Origin of the sequence: Streptomyces monashensis, from assembly GCF_001866665.1 — a bacterium.
GTDB lineage: Bacteria > Actinomycetota > Actinomycetes > Streptomycetales > Streptomycetaceae > Streptomyces > Streptomyces monashensis.
The window spans coordinates 1-14,337 of sequence record NZ_MLYO01000070.1; the positions used below are offsets into that span (position 1 = coordinate 1).

Sequence of the window (14,337 nt, forward strand, 5' to 3'; positions counted from 1 at the left end):
GGTCGGGGCCGTGCCGTAGCCGTCGATCGTGACCACCGTGCCCGCCGGGGAGACCGCCACCTGTGCGTGCCAGTGGCCGGAGGGCTCGCGGAGGTGGTCGACGTACACCTTGATCGTCGACGTCCGGCCGGGGGCGAGGGTGCCCGAGGACCGGCTCAGGTAGAGCCAGCCGACGGTGGTGGACGCGGACCAGCGGACCGGGGCGGCACCCGATGCCGCGAGGGTGATCAGCGTGGTGTCGCCGTCGTTGGCGGCGGTCACGTCCAGGTGGCCGGCGCCCTGCCGTCCCGTCCCCGTTCCGGTGACGCTCACGACCTCCACCGAGACGTCCGCCTTGCCGTTCCTGCCGACGTGGGCGCCGGGCTTCACGCTGGCGTTCCCCGCGTTCTCGTAGCCGCCGCTCGGGTCGTCGGCGAGGGCGTCGGGACCCTGCGCCTCGCGCGCGGAGGGCGAGCGGCCCTCGCCCTCCGCCGTGGGGGCACCCCGGTAGGCGGCCCACAGGGCCAGGACGGGGGCGGCGACGACCGTGGCGACGACCGTCGTCGTCACCGCACGCGCGCGTAGGCGGTCGCGGCGGGCCGCGCGGTCCTTGGGGTCCATCGGGAAGCCGCGCCGGTCGAAGCGGGGCACGTCGGCGCCACGCGTGCGTGTGTGGTGCGCGAACGCCCTGTGCAGGGCCGCGCGGGGTGCCTCCAGGACGGGCAGCTCGGCGGGGGTGACCGCGGTGCCGGGCCAGCGCCCGGGGGCGGCGCGCTCGGCGGTGCGGCGGCAGCGCGGGCAGTCGTCGACGTGCCGGACCAGCTCGCGGCGCAGCGCGGTGCTCAGGACCAGCCGGCTGTCGCCGGTGAGGTGGGCCACGCTCGGGCAGCCGCCTGCCTCGACCACGGCCAGGGCGGCGCGGGTGCGCTCGACCTCGCAGGCGGCGGAGGCGAGCAGCTCGCGCGCGGTGGCGTCCGTCATGCCGAGGACGGCGGCGACCTCGTGGGCGGCGAGGTGGTGGCGGACGGCGAGTTCCAGGGCCTCGCGCTGCTCCGGGGTGGTGCCGGCGGCCTCCGGCCAAGCCAGCAGGGCGAGTTCGCGGCGCCGCTGCTCCTGGGTCTCCGGGGCGGGGGCCGGAGCGGAGCCCGGTCTCCCCGCCGGCCCGGCGGATCCTTTCCCCGCGGCCACTTTCCCCGCGCTCCCGCCGGCTTCGCCCGCGCCCGCCCCGGCCGCTCCCGCCGGCGCCGGGCGGCCCGCCGCGTGGGTGGCCTGACGTTTCTGCTTGGCCTCGGTCAGCCCGCGCAGGCACGCCCAGCGGGCCAGTGCGTAGAGCCAGGCCCTGCGGTCGGCCACGGCCTCCGGGACGCGGTGCGCGCGCCGCTCGGCCAGGGCGAGGACGTCGCGGAGGGCGGCGGTGGCGGCGTCGTGGTCGCACAGCACCGACAGGCAGTAGGTGAACAGACCGTCCAGGTACGGCTCGTAGCGCGTCGGCACGCGGTGGGCGAGGGTGCGCGCGGCCGCACGGTCGCGTCCCTCCCGCTCCTCGCGTGCCTCGCGTGTTCCGCGCGCCGCGTGGTGCGTCCGGTGCGCTCCGGTGGTGCGGGTCGTGGTCTCCGGACTGCTGCTCATCACCTGTGCGACCGTAGGCGGCCCCGGAGTGCCCCTTCTTTATCCTTGAGCTCTTTTAATCCGTACGGGTGAAACGATCCCTCATAAGGGGACAGGAACCTTTCGTTCCGCGACTCGGGGGCGTCCGTCGCCCGGCCCGGGGACGTCCGTCGCCCGGTCCCGGGACCGGTTGTCAGTGCCGCGGGCTACGGTTTCCGCATGGCTGCCCGTACCAAGACCACCAAGGACCGCCCGTCCTACCGCTGCACGGAGTGCGGCTGGCAGACGGCCAAGTGGCTCGGCCGCTGCCCCGAATGCCAGGCGTGGGGCACCGTCGAGGAGTACGGAGCGCCCGCGGTCCGTACGACGGCGCCGGGCCGCGTCACGAGCTCCGCGCTGCCCATCGGCCAGGTCGACGGCCGCCAGGCCACCGCCCGCACGACCGGCGTGCCCGAGCTCGACCGGGTGCTCGGCGGCGGCCTCGTGCCCGGCGCGGTCGTGCTGCTCGCGGGCGAGCCCGGCGTCGGCAAGTCCACCCTGCTGCTGGACGTGGCCGCCAAGTCCGCGAGCGCCGAGCACCGCACCCTCTACGTCACGGGCGAGGAGTCGGCGAGCCAGGTGCGGCTGCGCGCGGACCGTATCGGCGCGCTGCACGACGAGCTGTATCTGGCCGCCGAGACCGATCTGTCCTCCGTCCTCGGCCACTTGGACGAGGTGAAGCCGTCCCTGCTGATCCTGGACTCGGTGCAGACGGTCGCCTCCCCGGAGATCGACGGCGCGCCCGGCGGCATGGCCCAGGTGCGGGAGGTGGCCGGGGCGCTCATCCGCGCCTCCAAGGAACGCGGCATGTCCACGCTCCTCGTGGGCCACGTCACGAAGGACGGCGCGATCGCGGGCCCCCGCCTCCTCGAACACCTCGTGGACGTCGTCCTGCACTTCGAGGGCGACCGGCACGCACGCCTGCGCCTGGTGCGCGGAGTCAAGAACCGCTACGGCGCCACGGACGAGGTCGGCTGCTTCGAGCTGCACGACGAAGGCATCACCGGCCTCGCCGACCCCAGCGGCCTGTTCCTGACGCGCCGGGCCGAGCCGGTGCCGGGCACCTGCCTGACGGTCACCCTGGAGGGCCGTCGCCCGCTGGTGGCCGAGGTGCAGGCGCTGACCGTCGACTCCCAGATCCCCTCCCCGCGCCGGACGACCTCGGGCCTGGAGACCTCCCGGGTGTCGATGATGCTGGCGGTGCTGGAGCAGCGCGGGCGGATCAGCGCGCTCGGCAAGCGGGACATCTACTCGGCGACGGTGGGCGGGGTGAAGCTGTCCGAGCCGGCCGCCGACCTCGCGATCGCACTGGCGCTCGCCTCCGCCGCGAGCGACACCCCGCTGCCGAAGAACCTGGTGGCCATCGGCGAGGTGGGCCTCGCGGGCGAGGTCAGACGGGTCACGGGCGTGCAGCGCCGGCTCGCCGAGGCCCACCGGCTGGGCTTCACGCACGCGCTCGTGCCGACCGATCCGGGCAAGGTGCCGCCCGGTATGAAGGTCCTGGAAGTCGCGGACATGGGGGACGCGCTGCGGGTCCTGCCCCGCTCGCGTCGCCGAGAGGCCCCACGGGAGGCGGAGGAGCGCCGGTAGACTTTGCCCAGGTCTCGCCCGTCCGTGCGAACAGAGTGCGGGTGCGGGGGCGCGTCAGAACCTGCGACCGGAGGAGTGCAGTGGCAGCCAACGACCGGGCAGCGGCTCCCGGAAAGATCGGTGGGAGTGCCGGTTCCGATGGCCTGATGCGCGCCTCGCTGAGCGCCGTGGCTCCTGGTACGGGCCTGCGCGACGGCCTGGAGCGCGTGCTGCGCGGCAACACCGGCGGGCTGATCGTCCTCGGCTCGGACAAGACGGTCGAGGCGATGTGCACGGGCGGTTTCGTGCTGGACGTGGAGTTCACCGCGACCCGGCTGCGCGAGCTGTGCAAGCTGGACGGCGGCATCGTGCTGTCGTCGGACCTGTCGAAGATCCTGCGCGCGGGCGTGCAGCTGGTGCCGGACCCGACGATCCCGACGGAGGAGACGGGCACGCGGCACCGCACGGCGGACCGGGTGAGCAAGCAGGTCGGCTTCCCCGTGGTCTCCGTCTCCCAGTCGATGCGCCTGATCGCCCTGTACGTCGACGGTCAGCGCCGCGTCCTGGAGGACTCGGCGGCGATCCTGTCCCGCGCGAACCAGGCGCTGGCCACGCTGGAGCGGTACAAGCTCCGCCTGGACGAGGTGGCGGGCACGCTGTCGGCCCTGGAGATCGAGGACCTGGTGACGGTCCGGGACGTCTCCGCCGTCGCCCAGCGGCTGGAGATGGTCCGCCGCATCGCCACCGAGATCGCCGAGTACGTGGTCGAACTGGGCACCGACGGCCGCCTTCTGGCCCTCCAGCTGGAGGAGCTGATCGCGGGCGTCGAGCCGGACCGCGAGCTGGTCGTGCGGGACTACGTCCCCGAGCCGACGGCGAAGCGCTCCCGCACGGTCGAGGAGGCGCTGTCCGAGCTGGACGCGCTGACCCACGCGGAGCTGCTCGAACTGGGCACGGTGGCGCGCGCGCTGGGCTACACCGGGTCCCCCGAGACGCTGGACTCCGCGGTCTCCCCGCGAGGCTTCCGGCTGCTGGCCAAGGTCCCGCGACTCCCGGGCGCGATCATCGACCGGCTGGTGGAGCACTTCGGCGGCCTGCAGAAGCTGCTCGCCGCGAGCGTCGACGACCTCCAGACCGTGGACGGAGTGGGCGAGGCCCGAGCCCGGAGCGTGCGCGAGGGCCTGTCGCGGCTGGCGGAGTCCTCGATCCTGGAGCGGTACGTCTGAGCCGCCTGACGGCTCGGCGGGTTCCTCGTCCTAGTCCGCCGACAGCACGAACGAAGCCTCCTGCTTCCCGAACCCCGGCGTGCCGGCCTCCAGCAGATAGGTGTCCGCCTTCGCCGAGCCCGCCGCAGGCGTCTCGCACTGCGGTGCGCTCGGCTTGCGGTCCCACGTCACCGTGTAGGTGATGCTCCGCCCGGCCGGCACCCGGAAGACGAGGCTTGCCGCGCCCTTGGGGCAGTCGGACGAGGACCAGTAGGAGTCGCTGCCGGCCGACGGCGTGATGGTCAACACCGCGTGCTTCGGCCCGAGGTCGATCTTGCAGTCGGCCGAGGAGCTGTTCCTGGCGGTGAGTTCGAAGGTCGGCGTCTGGTCCGGCGAGTAGGAGTTGCGCAGGCTCTTCAGGCTCAACGCCACTGCCGGGGAGGTGCAGTTGGGCAGCGCGGAGGACGCCGGGAGCGCGTCGCCCGCGACGACCGTACCGCCGCCCGCCGCGCCCGCGGACGAGCCGCCGCCGGACCCCGAGCCACCGGAGGAGTCCGCCGAGCCGGAACCGCTGTCGCCGCCCGACCCGGAGTCGCCTCCGCCGCTGCCGCCGCCGCCGCTCGACTCGTCGCGCCCGCCGGGGTGTTGGCTGATCGCGGGCCCGGACGGGGAGGGGCCCGGCGTGATCGTGTGCGCGGGGTTCTTGCCGCCGGACGCGTCGCTGTTCTTCTTGCCGCCCCCGCCGCCGCCCGCGGTGACGACCAGCGTGATCACCAGCGCCAGCACGGCGACCACGGCCAGCATGACGGCCCTCCTTCGCCAGTAGATGGAGGAGGGAAGCGGCCCGACCGGATTGCGCAGAGATCCCACGGCCCAAACCTTACGAGAGAACGGCGCACTGTCCTGCGCCCCCCGCCGCGCCGATACCAACTTTTCCGGATCATCATCCCGGTAACTGCCGTGGCAGCCAGGGTTCTTCGACTTCCGGTACGCTCGGTGATCGCGCCGTCACCCACCCTGCCCGCCCAGGCGTGGCAGGATCGGAAGGCCATGACTGAGAAGCTCCACACTCCCGTGATCGCCTGGTTCGACACCCATGCCCGCGACCTCCCCTGGCGCCGCCCGCAGGCGGGTCCGTGGGGTGTGATGGTCAGCGAGTTCATGCTCCAGCAGACCCCGGTCAGCCGGGTGCTGCCCGTCTACGAGGAGTGGCTGGCCCGCTGGCCGCGCCCGGCCGATCTCGCCAAGGAGGCGCCGGGCGAGGCGGTGCGCGCCTGGGGCCGGCTCGGCTATCCGCGCCGGGCCCTGCGGCTGCACGGCGCCGCGGTGGCCATAACGGAGCGGCACGGCGGGGACGTGCCCACGGACCACGCGCAGCTGCTGGCCCTGCCCGGGATCGGCGAGTACACGGCCGCGGCCGTCGCCTCCTTCGCGTACGGGCAGCGGCACGCGGTGCTGGACACGAACGTGCGCCGGGTCTTCGCGCGCGCGGTGACGGGGGTGCAGTACCCGCCGAACGCGACGACGGCCGCCGAGCGCAGGCTCGCGCGCGAGCTGCTGCCGAAGGACGAGGGGACGGCCGCACGCTGGGCCGCCGCCTCCATGGAGCTGGGCGCGCTGGTGTGCACGGCGAAGAACGAGGGGTGCGGGCGCTGCCCGATCGCGGCGCAGTGCGCGTGGCGGCTGGCGGGCAAGCCGGAGCACACGGGGCCGGCGCGGCGCGGGCAGACGTACGCGGGGACGGACCGTCAGGTGCGCGGCAAGCTGCTGGCGGTCCTGCGCGAGGCGCACGCGCCGGTGCCGCAGGCGGCGCTGGACCGGGTGTGGCACGAGCCGGTGCAGCGGGCCCGCGCGCTCGACGGGCTCGTCACGGACGGTCTGGTGGAGCCGCTGCCCGGCGGCCTGTACCGGCTGCCGCTCAGCTGACACACAGCCACATCACAGCAACCGCCTCTCCGTTACAGAGCATCCAACTCGACAAAGCACCGCATAAAGGGACATAGCGACCAACCTCCTTACCCCTTACCCCCCTCCGTTACACAACCGACGGATAGCCGACTGCTAGCCGAAGGCTGGCTCGCACAGCGCCGTGACAACGACTGCCTAAGTTCGTTTCTGTGCCCGGCAGACCACCGGGACACGGGGAACGCGGAAAGCAGGACTTCAGGCGCGAGCCGGAGTGAACGGGGAACGGAGGCGGTTGATCATGGCGCAGGGCGAGGTGCTCGAATTCGAGGAGTACGTCCGTACCCGGCAGGACGCGCTGCTGCGCAGCGCGCGCCGGCTGGTTCCGGACCCTGTCGACGCACAGGACCTGCTCCAGACGGCGCTGGTGCGCACGTACGGCCGCTGGGAGGGCATCGCCGACAAGCGCCTCGCCGACGCCTATCTGCGCCGGGTCATGATCAACACCCGGACCGAGTGGTGGCGGGCGCGCAAGCTGGAGGAGGTCCCGACCGAGCAGCTGCCGGACGCGTCCGTGGACGACTCCACCGAGCAGCACGCCGACCGGGCCCTGCTGATGGATGTCATGAAGGTGCTCGCGCCGAAACAGCGCAGTGTCGTCGTACTGCGACACTGGGAGCAAATGTCCACGGAGGAGACCGCCGCCGCCCTCGGCATGTCGGCCGGTACGGTCAAGAGCACGCTGCACCGGGCGCTCGCCCGGCTCCGCGAGGAGCTGGAGGCCCGCGATCTGGACGCACGCGCGCTGGAGCGTGAGGAGCGGGAGCGTTGCGCGGCCTGACACGGGCCGGGTCCGACCGGGCCCCAGGCGGTACACAGGCGGTGATCACGGTGGGGGCCGTGCTCGCCGCCCTCACCCTTTTGGTCGCCGCGTGCGGCACGGGGGGTACGGGCGCCCGGGACGAGGGACCGGCACATGCCTCGGCGGTGGCGGGGGCCGTCGCCTCGCCGTCGGCGAGCCCGTCCGGCACGTACAAGCGGGTGGACGCGGTGACCCTGGTCAAGGACGACCCCGCGGTCTCCACGACGGTCAAGAGCGAGCTGAAGCCGTGCAGCGGCGAGGAGTACCCGGTCGACGTCACCTACGGCCAGCTCACCGGCGGCTCGGTGGACGACGTCATCGTCAACGTGCTGACCTGCGCCGACGCGGTCGGCATCGGGTCGTACGTGTACCGCGACGAGGGCGGGACGTACAAGAATGTCTTCAAGACCGAGGAATCGCCGGTCTACGCGGAGGTCGACCAGGGCCTGCTGACCGTCACCAAGCAGGTCTACAAGAAGGGCGATCCGATCTCCAGCCCGTCCGGCGAGGATGTGATCACCTACGACTGGACCGGAGGCCGCTTCGCCGGCCGGCCGCCGGTGCACACCGACTACGGCAAGACCGGCGCGGGCAGCGAGTCGACGCCCCCGCCCGACGGCTGACCGGCCCCGACCACCGACCGCCCACGACCACCGACCGAGCACGAGGACTGAGAGCACCGGGATGGCAGACCAGACCCACGTCCTGTTCGTCGAGGACGACGACGTCATCCGCGAGGCCACCCAGCTCGCCCTGGAACGCGACGGCTTCGCGGTCACCGCGATGCCCGACGGCCTGTCCGGCCTCGAGGCGTTCCGGGCCGACCGTCCCGACATCGCGCTGCTCGACGTGATGGTCCCGGGTCTGGACGGCGTCAGCCTGTGCCGCCGCATCCGCGACGAGTCGACCGTGCCGGTGATCATGCTGTCCGCGCGCGCCGACTCCATCGACGTCGTCCTCGGCCTGGAGGCGGGCGCCGACGACTACGTGACCAAGCCGTTCGACGGCGCCGTCCTGGTCGCCCGGATCCGGGCGGTGCTGCGCCGCTTCGGGCACGCGGGCGGGGGCGCGCAGGGCGAGCAGCCCGCCGACGAGGTGACCGGCGGCGTGCTCAGCTTCGGCGACCTGGAGATCGACACCGAGGGCATGGAGGTGCGCCGGGCCGGACAGCCGGTCGCGCTCACCCCGACCGAGATGCGCCTGCTGCTGGAGTTCTCCTCCGCGCCGGGCACGGTGCTCTCCCGCGACAAGCTGCTGGAGCGCGTGTGGGACTACGGCTGGGGCGGCGACACCCGGGTCGTCGACGTGCATGTGCAGCGGCTGCGCCAGAAGATCGGCCAGGACCGGATCGAGACGGTCCGCGGCTTCGGCTACAAGCTGAAGGCCTGAGCGGGGCGCATATGTGGGGGTTCCTCAGGCGGCCGATGCTGCGCATGGAGCGCATGGACCTGCGCACCGGGCTCAGATGGAAGCTCAGCGCGGCCATCGCCCTGGTGGCCGGGCTCGTGGCGATCGTGCTGAGCCTGGTCGTGCACAACGCGGCCCGGGTCTCGATGCTGGACAACGCGCGTCAGCTGGCCAACGACCGCGTCCAGATCGCCCAGCGCAACTACGAGCTGAACCGACGGCCCAACTTCCCCAACATCAAGCTCGACGACCCCGATCTGCCGGACGCGCTGCGCGAGAAGCTCGAAGAGGGCCGGATGGTCAGCGACGTCTCCGACCACGCCGGGCGGGCGGACATCTGGGCGGCCGTGCCGGTCAAGGACGGGCACGTGCTGTCGTACCACAGCCATCTGCCGGACCCCTCGGCCGAGATGCTGAACGATCTCGACCAGGCCCTGATCATCGGTTCGGTCTCGGTCGTCCTCGGCGGCAGCGCGCTCGGCGTGCTGATCGGCGGCCAGCTCTCCCGGCGGCTGCGCAAGGCGGCGGCCGCCGCGAACATGGTCGCCAAGGGCGAGACCGACGTGCGGGTGCGCGAGGCCATCGGCGGGGTCGTACGGGACGAGACCGACGATCTCGCGCGCGCGGTGGACGCCATGGCGGACGCGCTGCGCCAGCGCCTGGAGGCCGAGCGGCGGGTCACCGCCGACATCGCGCACGAGCTGCGCACCCCGGTGACGGGCCTGCTCACGGCCGCCGAACTGCTCCCTCCCGGCCGGCCGACGGAACTCGTCCTGGACCGGGCGAAGGCGATGCGCACACTGGTCGAGGACGTGCTGGAGGTGGCCCGCCTCGACGGCGCGTCGGAGCGGGCGGAGCTCCAGGACATCATGCTCGGCGAGTTCGTCACCCGGCGCGTGGCGGCCAAGAACCCGGACATCGCCGTACAGGTGGTGCACGAGTCGGAGGTCACCACCGACCCGCGCCGCCTGGAGCGGGTCCTGTTCAACCTCCTCGCCAACGCCGCCCGGCACGGCCGCCCACCGGTCGAGGTGACCGTCGAGGGCCGCGTCATCCGCATAAGGGACCACGGCCCCGGCTTCCCCGAGGAACTCCTCGCGGAGGGCCCGAGCCGCTTCCGCACCGGCAGCAAGGACCGCGCCGGCCAGGGCCACGGCCTGGGCCTCACGATCGCGGCCGGCCAGGCCCGCGTCCTCGGCGCCCGCCTGACCTTCCGCAACATCCGCCCCGCCGGCTCCCCGCCGCACAACCCGGCGGAGGGCGCGGTGGCGGTGCTGTGGCTGCCGGAGCACGCGCCGACGGCGACGGGGAGCTATCCGATGCTGCCGCTGTCGGGGGGAAGCAGCTGATACGGCGCCGAGCGCCCCGCACGGCGCTCGGCGCGGACGGCGCTCAGCGGAGCAGCGCGTCGGCGAAGCGCACCGCGGTGTCCGCGTCCAGCGGTGCATGCCCCAGCAGGAACCGGTACCAGAAGAACCCGTAGAACTGGTCCACCAGCAGGTCGACGTCCCGGTCGGCGCCCAACTCCCCCCGCTCCCGGCCCCGTTCGAGTACGGCGCGCACGGCGTCCCGTCGCGCCTGCGTGAACGTCCGCATCAGCTCGGCCAGATGCGCGTCCCGCGCCGCCTCCTGGACGAGGGTCCGCAGGGCCGGTCCGGAGGGCCGTCGCCGGGACGCCTCGAACGTGGCGACGGCCAGCGCGCGCAGATCCTCGCGCAGACTCCCCGTGTCCGGCGCGGGCACGTCCTGGGCGGCACGGTCGGTGAGCGCGTCCAGCAGGACGGCGCCCTTCGACGGCCACCAGCGGTAGAGGGTCTGCTTGCCCACCCCGGCCGCGCGCGCGATGGTCTCCACGCTCACCGGCGCCCCGTCGGCGTCGGCGAGCAGTTCCAGGGCGGCATCGAGGATCGCCCGCCGCGCGGCCTCGTTACGGCGCCGTCCGGTGTGCGGTCGGGGTTCATTGCTGTCGTGCACGGGCTCATCCTCTCCGACTCCGTCCGTCCCGTCCGTCCCCGTATCCGCTTGACGAGACTATCGGTCTCGGTAACACTTTAACGAGACCGACGTTCTCGGCAAAGGGCCGGAACCCGGTGGACCTCAGGAGAGAGCCAGTCATGAGCACTCCGAACAGCCCTGTGCAGCCGCTCGCCGGACAGCGCGTCGTCGTCATGGGCGCGAGCTCCGGCATCGGCGAGGCCACGGCCGCGGCCTTCGCGGCGGACGGCGCGGAGGTGGTCATCACCGGCCGCGACCAGGACCGCCTCGACGCCGCGGCGGACCGGATCGGCGGCAAGGTCTCGGCGTACCGGCTGGACGCCACCGACCGCGCCGCGCTGGACGCCTTCTTCGCCGCCTCGGGCACCGTCGACCACCTCGTCCTCGCGCTCAGCGGCAGCAAGGGCGGCGGCCCCTTCGCCGAGCTGGATCTGGCCGAGCTGGCGGCCGGCTTCGACGGCAAGTTCTGGCCGCACGTCCAGGCGCTCCAGGCCGCGCTGCCCGCCCTGCGTCGCGACGGCTCGGTGACCCTGGTGACCGCCGCCTCCGCCCGCGCCGCCCTCCCCGGCACCGCCGGCCTCGCCGCGATCAACGGCGCCCTGGAGGCCCTCGTCCCGCCGCTCGCCGTGGAACTGGCACCGCTCAGGATCAACGCGGTCTCGCCGGGTGTCGTCGACACGCCCTGGTGGGACTCCCTGCCCGCCGAGCAGCGCCGGGCGGTCTTCGACGGCTTCGCCGCGATCACCCCGGCGGGCCGCGTCGGCCGCCCCGAGGACATCGCCCGCGCCCTGTACCTGCTCGCCACCAACGGCTTCGTGACCGGCGTGGTCCTGGAGGCGACCGGCGGCGCGACCCTGGCGACGGGCCGCTGAGCGGACAAACGGAAAAGGGGAGCGAAGAAGGAAACGGGAAAGAAAGAAGACCCCGGGGCGGACACCGACCGGGGTCTTCCGTTCAGAGGGAGGTCAGACGGCCTCGACCAGCACCGGCGGGGCGGCGTCCTCACCCTCCGGCGACGGCTTGGCGCCGGCGCCCCGCAGCGGGACCTCCTTCACGAACACCGCCGCGACCAGCACGAGGACCGCGACCGCCGCGCCCAGCACGAACGCCGAGTGCGTACCGGCGGAGACGGCGTGCTGGTAGGCCTCCCGGATCACCGGCGGCAGTTTCTGCAGGCTCTTCGCGTCCAGCGCCGCGCTCTTCTCGGTCATGTGCTTGCCGGCCGCACCGGCCCGCTCGGCCATGACGTGCTTGACCCGGTCGTTGAACAGCGCGCCCATGATGGCGACACCGAAGGACGAACCGAGCGTACGGAACAAGGTGGTGGACGAGGACGCGACGCCCATGTCCTTCATCTCCACGCTGTTCTGCGCGACCAGCATGGTGATCTGCATCAGGCAGCCCATGCCGAGACCGAGGACGGCCATGTAGACGCCGGAGGTCAGCCGGGTCGTGCCGGTGCCCATGGTGGACAGCAGGTACAGACCGACGGCCATCAGGACACCGCCGACGATCGGGAAGGCCTTGTAGCGGCCGCTGTTGGTGGTGACCCGGCCCGCGACCATCGAGGTCACCAGCATCGCGCCGAGCATCGGCAGGAGCAGCAGACCGGAGTTGGTCGCGGACGCGCCCTGCACCGACTGCTGGTACAGCGGCAGGTAGAGCGTCGCGCCGAACATCACGAAGCCGGTGATGAAGCCGATGACGGACATCAGCGTGAAGTTGCGGTTCCTGAAGATGTGCAGCGGCAGCACCGGCTCGGCGGCCCTGGTCTGCCAGAACACGAACCCGACCAGCGTGACCACGCCGATGGCGATCAGCTCCATGATCCGCGCGGAGGTCCAGGCGTACTGGCTGCCGCCCCAGGTGGTGACCAGCACGATCGAGGTGATGCCGACGGTCAGCAGGACGACACCGAGGTAGTCGATGCCCGCCTTGGCCCGCTTCCTCGGCAGGTGCAGCACGGCGCTGACCAGCGCGAGCGCGACGGCGCCGAGCGGCAGGTTGATGTAGAAGGCCCAGCGCCAGCCCCAGTTGTCGGTGATGGTGCCGCCGACCAGCGGGCCGCCGATCATCGCCAGCGCCATGACGCCGGCCATCATGCCCTGGTACTTGCCGCGCTCACGCGGCGGTATCAGGTCGCCGATGATCGCCATGACGCCGACCATCAGACCGCCGGCGCCGAGGCCCTGCACGGCGCGGAAGCCGATCAGCTGGCCCATGTTCTGGGCCATGCCGCTGAGGGCGGAGCCGACCAGGAAGATCACGATCGAGCTGAGGAAGGACCCCTTGCGCCCGTACATGTCGCCGAGCTTGCCCCAGATCGGGGTCGAGGCCGCGGTGGCCAGGGTGTAGCCGGTGACCACCCAGGACAGGTGCTCCAGGCCGCCCAGTTCACCCACGATCGTCGGCATCGCCGTACCCACGATCATGTTGTCGAGCATCGCGAGCATCATCGCGATCATCAGCGCGAGCAGCACGACCCGCACACTCTTGGGCCGTTTGCCCTCGCTTGCGGGCAGTTGGCCCGCGCCGACGCTTTCTACTGTGTCCGCCATCTTTCTTTCCATTCCCCCTGCGGCTTCTACTTACTTGCCGCCCGGCTAGTTGTCTACACTGGGGAAGGTAGACCTGTCACTAGCCGGGCGTCAAGTAAGTTTCCTGGGAGCGCAAGGAGTACGAGGATGGGCGGCACGATGGACGGCACGAAACAGCAGCGCCGCGGCAACACCCGCCAGCGCATCCAGGACGTGGCGCTCGAACTCTTCGCAGAGCAGGGCTACGAGAAGACCTCGCTGCGCGAGATCGCCGAGCGTCTCGACGTCACGAAGGCAGCCCTGTACTACCACTTCAAGACGAAGGAAGAGATCATCGTCAGCCTCTTCGAGGACCTGACGAAGCCGATGGCGGAACTGATCGAGTGGGGCCGGGAGCAGCCCTCCACGCTCGATACGAAGCGGGAGATCATCCGGCGCTACAGCGCGGCCCTCGCCGGGGCGGAGCCCCTGTTCCGGTTCATGCAGGAGAACCAGGCGACGGTGCGGGAACTGCGCATCGGCGACATCTTCAAGGACCGGATGCGGGGCCTTCGGGACATCCTCATCGACCCGGGCGCCGACCTCGTCGACCAGGTGCGCTCCGTCAGCGCGATGTTCACGCTGCACGCCGGGATGTTCGCGATGCAGGACCTGGAGGGGGACGTGGAGAAGAAGCGTGCGGCCACGCTCGCGGTCTCCCTGGACCTGATCACACAGGCGCACGAACACGCCTGCCGGCGCACCTAGGCTCTGTCGCCACATTCCCGTCGTCCGCCCGGAGGGCGGGCCGCGCGGCGGCTGGTGCGTGCAGATGCAAGGCGGAGGAGGGAGTCGACGCGGTGGGGGCCCCTCCCGCGCGAGCGCAGCCGAGCGTGGGGGAGCCGGCGACCGACGACAACGCAGCAGATGTGCGTGCCAGCCGCCGCGCGGCAGGCGGGAATGTGACGACAGGGCCTAGTGTGATGCGCCTGAAATCGAACGCTTAAGTCTCTCGCTGATTATCGGTGGCTGGCGGAGTGACTTTGGTGAGGTAGTCGGCGAGAGATTTGAGGATCTCGTCGGCGGTCTTGGTCCAGGTGAAGGGCCTGGGGTTCTCGTTCCACGAGTCGATCCAGGCCCTGATGTCATCCTCCAGCGCCTTCACCGAGGTGTGGACGCCACGACGGATGAGCTTGTCTGTCAGCAGGCCGAACCACCGCTCGACCTGGTTGATCCAGGAGGAGCCGGTCGG

General features: G+C 72.2%; 13 protein-coding genes and 1 pseudogene. 9 read left to right on the forward strand and 5 right to left on the reverse strand.

Annotated features, from left to right (window positions below):
- Positions 1–1,611, reverse strand: a 1,611-nt coding sequence (locus BIV23_RS36090; RefSeq protein WP_071385198.1) for a BACON domain-containing protein, incomplete at its 3' end; no start/stop codon positions are given.
- A gap of 195 nt (positions 1,612–1,806) precedes the next feature.
- Here BIV23_RS36090 and radA point away from each other — a divergent pair.
- Together radA and disA are read left to right on the forward strand one after the other, a co-directional pair.
- Entirely contained in the window at positions 1,807–3,216 is a 1,410-nt protein-coding gene (gene radA, locus BIV23_RS36095; protein WP_071385190.1) for a DNA repair protein RadA, read from the forward strand.
- A gap of 80 nt (positions 3,217–3,296) precedes the next feature.
- A complete protein-coding gene (gene disA / locus BIV23_RS36100) occupies positions 3,297–4,421 on the forward strand; it encodes a DNA integrity scanning diadenylate cyclase DisA (protein ID WP_071385191.1) in 1,125 nt (374 codons plus the stop codon).
- A 30-nt stretch (positions 4,422–4,451) separates the two neighbouring features.
- Here the strand turns inward: disA and BIV23_RS36105 are convergent, their stop codons facing one another.
- Positions 4,452–5,270, reverse strand: a complete 819-nt coding sequence (locus BIV23_RS36105) for a hypothetical protein (RefSeq protein WP_177240156.1) — start codon at positions 5,268–5,270, stop codon at positions 4,452–4,454.
- Positions 5,271–5,450: 180 nt separating this feature from the next.
- Here BIV23_RS36105 and BIV23_RS36110 point away from each other — a divergent pair, with 180 nt between their 5' ends.
- The 5 genes from BIV23_RS36110 (at position 5,451) to cseC (ending at position 9,923) form a co-directional block, all read left to right on the forward strand.
- Entirely contained in the window at positions 5,451–6,326 is an 876-nt protein-coding gene (locus BIV23_RS36110) for an HhH-GPD family protein (RefSeq protein WP_071385192.1), read from the forward strand.
- A 280-nt stretch (positions 6,327–6,606) separates the two neighbouring features.
- Positions 6,607–7,146: a SigE family RNA polymerase sigma factor gene (locus BIV23_RS36115; protein ID WP_030751823.1), complete on the forward strand. Its 540-nt coding sequence runs from the start codon at positions 6,607–6,609 to the stop codon at positions 7,144–7,146.
- The gene (locus tag BIV23_RS36120) at positions 7,134–7,790 is read left to right on the forward strand and encodes a hypothetical protein (protein ID WP_425443561.1); all 657 of its coding nucleotides are present in this window, start codon (positions 7,134–7,136) and stop codon (positions 7,788–7,790) included. Before BIV23_RS36115 ends, BIV23_RS36120 begins: the two co-directional genes overlap by 13 nt.
- Positions 7,791–7,851: 61 nt before the next feature.
- Positions 7,852–8,556 carry a two-component system response regulator CseB gene (gene cseB, locus BIV23_RS36125; RefSeq protein ID WP_071385193.1) on the forward strand — a complete coding sequence of 235 codons (705 nt, stop codon included), beginning with the start codon at positions 7,852–7,854 and terminating at the stop codon, positions 8,554–8,556.
- An 11-nt stretch (positions 8,557–8,567) separates the two neighbouring features.
- Complete coding sequence (gene cseC, locus BIV23_RS36130) at positions 8,568–9,923, forward strand: two-component system sensor histidine kinase CseC (RefSeq protein WP_071385194.1); 1,356 nt, start codon at positions 8,568–8,570, stop codon at positions 9,921–9,923.
- A 43-nt stretch (positions 9,924–9,966) separates the two neighbouring features.
- On the opposite strand, the gene BIV23_RS36135 is transcribed toward cseC, so the two are convergent.
- Positions 9,967–10,548 (reverse strand): TetR/AcrR family transcriptional regulator, encoded by a 582-nt coding sequence (locus BIV23_RS36135; protein ID WP_079173625.1) that lies wholly within the window; start codon positions 10,546–10,548, stop codon positions 9,967–9,969.
- Between the two features lie 140 nt (positions 10,549–10,688).
- On the opposite strand from BIV23_RS36135, the gene BIV23_RS36140 reads away from it, so the two are divergent.
- A complete protein-coding gene (locus tag BIV23_RS36140) occupies positions 10,689–11,441 on the forward strand; it encodes an SDR family oxidoreductase (protein WP_071385195.1) in 753 nt (250 codons plus the stop codon).
- Positions 11,442–11,534: 93 nt separating this feature from the next.
- Here the strand turns inward: BIV23_RS36140 and BIV23_RS36145 are convergent, their stop codons facing one another.
- Positions 11,535–13,127: an MDR family MFS transporter gene (locus BIV23_RS36145; protein ID WP_071385196.1), complete on the reverse strand. Its 1,593-nt coding sequence runs from the start codon at positions 13,125–13,127 to the stop codon at positions 11,535–11,537.
- A gap of 126 nt (positions 13,128–13,253) precedes the next feature.
- Here BIV23_RS36145 and BIV23_RS36150 point away from each other — a divergent pair, with 126 nt between their 5' ends.
- Positions 13,254–13,853 (forward strand): TetR/AcrR family transcriptional regulator, encoded by a 600-nt coding sequence (locus BIV23_RS36150; protein ID WP_071385197.1) that lies wholly within the window; start codon positions 13,254–13,256, stop codon positions 13,851–13,853.
- 235 nt (positions 13,854–14,088) lie between these two features.
- Here the strand turns inward: BIV23_RS36150 and BIV23_RS36155 are convergent.
- Positions 14,089–14,337: pseudogene (locus tag BIV23_RS36155) on the reverse strand (IS630 family transposase); the annotation flags it as partial.